Origin of the sequence: Terriglobus sp. YAF25 (genome assembly GCF_052113305.1) — a bacterium.
In the GTDB taxonomy this organism is placed as follows: domain Bacteria; phylum Acidobacteriota; class Terriglobia; order Terriglobales; family Acidobacteriaceae; genus Terriglobus.
The window spans coordinates 1-2,266 of sequence record NZ_JBFRCY010000730.1; the positions used below are offsets into that span (position 1 = coordinate 1).

1 protein-coding gene and 1 pseudogene are annotated in these 2,266 nt (G+C 54.6%); one reads left to right on the forward strand and one right to left on the reverse strand.

Going from position 1 to position 2,266, the window contains the following annotated elements:
* A pseudogene (locus AB4043_RS22985) lies at positions 1-325 on the reverse strand (glycoside hydrolase family 27 protein); the annotation flags it as partial.
* Positions 326-850: 525 nt separating this feature from the next.
* On the opposite strand from AB4043_RS22985, the gene AB4043_RS22990 reads away from it, so the two are divergent.
* Positions 851-2,266: hypothetical protein (locus AB4043_RS22990; protein WP_442308205.1), on the forward strand; the 1,416-nt coding region annotated here is incomplete at its 3' end.

Below are 2,266 nucleotides of genomic sequence, written 5' to 3' on the forward strand. Positions count from 1 at the left end.
CCCATACTGCGAAGGTTTTCGCATCCTCTACTTCATGCCCATAACTTCCTTCATGCTTTCCGCAGGTCCGTGGCCCGGGAGAAGAGTAGATGCCAAGCTTCAGGCCTTTTGCGTGGACATAATCAGCGAGCCCCTTCATATCGGGGAAACGTTCGTTTGGATGGAGGCGCCCGTTCGCATCCCGCTGGCCTTGCCAGCCATCGTCGATCACGATGTAAGAGTAGCCCGCCTCCCGCATTCCGTTGGAGGCGATTGCGTCCGCGACCTGTCGGATGATCACGTCACCCACGTTTTGGTGAAAGTAATTCCAAGTGTTCCATCCCATTGGGGGTCTCATGGCAAAATCCGGAGGCGCCTTGACGGCATGGATGGCGGGTAGAGGAGGACGATCCGCTGGAATCCTGAGATCGCGCTGATCCGCTCGCGAAAGGAGCAGAGTCTGGTCCGGCTCATGACTACCCGTGAACAAGAGTTCAAAACCGGTTGCGGTGCGGGCTCCAGAAAACTGAAATGTTGTACCGGCTTGGAAAGAGATTTGATCTCCTTCCTCTCGACCGTCATGGATCGGTAGATCGCCCCAGTCGAACCGAACCGTTCCCATGAGACGACGATCCACCTGCCTGAACTCGAAAAGCACCGGCCGGCTCGAGCCGTCCCTTAGCCTCCGTGTCGCCTTCCACCAAGCTCTGTCTGCGGGCCGCGAGACTGTATGCGGAACGCATACCCGGCAGAACGACAGCATAACTAGAAAGGCTAATAAAGCCAGGCTTCGTCCCCTACGGCGGACGGGCCAAAGTGAAACCAGGAATACCTTAAGACCGATTGCCATCCATACGGTCTTCGTGGTGGAATGTTTGCGCTCAAGCAAGTACATAGGTTTTCGCAAGAATCGGCGGCGACAACCCCTCAGACAAGTGCATTAACCGTCAAAGAACGTCTGTTAACGTCAACGCCTTCAGAATTCACCGATACGCCTTGGATCTTCGACATGCCGACAGCAAATATGCCGTTACCCCCAACCGAGAATCACTCCCAGGAAGATACTCTGGCACACGATGAGCGCTGGCTTCTGATTCAGCGGATTGTCCGAAGTAAAGGGTTTCAGCGGGCAGCGCAGCTGCGTGCGATTCTGCTCTACGTTTCAAAGTTCGCGATTTTCGGAACAGAAGAGCAGTTGCGCGAGCATGATATCGCTCGCGAAGCACTTGGCCGGCGTGGGGATTTCGATCCTGCTTATGACAACATCGTTCGGGTTCAGGTAAGCCATCTCCGCCGCAAGCTGGCGGAGTATTTCGCTGACGAAGGCAAAGAAGAAACGATGCTTATCGAGATTCCGAAAGGAAGTTACCTTCCCCATTTCGAATCGGTACGGCATCACAATGGCGCTCCCGCCGAGGAACACAYGACTCAGTATCCTGAATCTATCGAGCCTCAGGGGACGACTCACGACCTTCTGAAACCTCCAGGTGTGGTACCTTCACCCCTCGGCGGCGTCAGCCGATTACCCCTGGTCTGGGCTTCTCTCGGAACCGCAGTTCTGGCAATGGCGATTGGATTGGGCATTCGGTGGAATATCGGGGAGCGTTCGCAACAAAATGTTCCGCCGATCCTGCTACCGATGTTGCAACAGGGCAATAACGTGGCCGTCGTGCTTCCCGATGTGTCGTTGATGATCATTCAGCAGATGCTTAACACGGAGATTGGTCCGCTGGAATACATCGAGAGCGATTTTCCTCGCAACCAGGTGAGCAAGGTTGCCGATCCCCAACTGCGAAATACATTGATGTTTCTTGGCATAAGAAAGACGACCAGCTTCAGCGAGACGCGGCTCGGGCTGGAGTGGATGGAGACCTTATCGAAAGCCGGCATGCATGGGAATCTTCTCTATTCGCGGGACCTGCATGTGCGCGATCTAAGTGATGGCAATGTGGTACTGATCGGCAGCCGGCGAAGCAATCCCTGGATGTCACTTTTCGACTCGCGGACAAACTTCCAATTCATCGAGAGCACGGAGACCCACACTTACTCATTTGTGAATCACCATCCGCTCGCCGGGGAAGAAGCGCGCTATATTCCTCACCATGTTGCCAACCAGGACATTAATTATGTGAATGTGGCTCTGGTTCACAGTTTAGGAGAGAAGGGATTTGCGCTGCTGATCAACGGCTCCGATTCCCAGGCGAACGAGGCGGCGGTTCGGTTTGTCCTGGAGGGGAAATTTCCCAAAGCGATTCAGGACGAACTGCATCGCAAGGATTTTCATGGG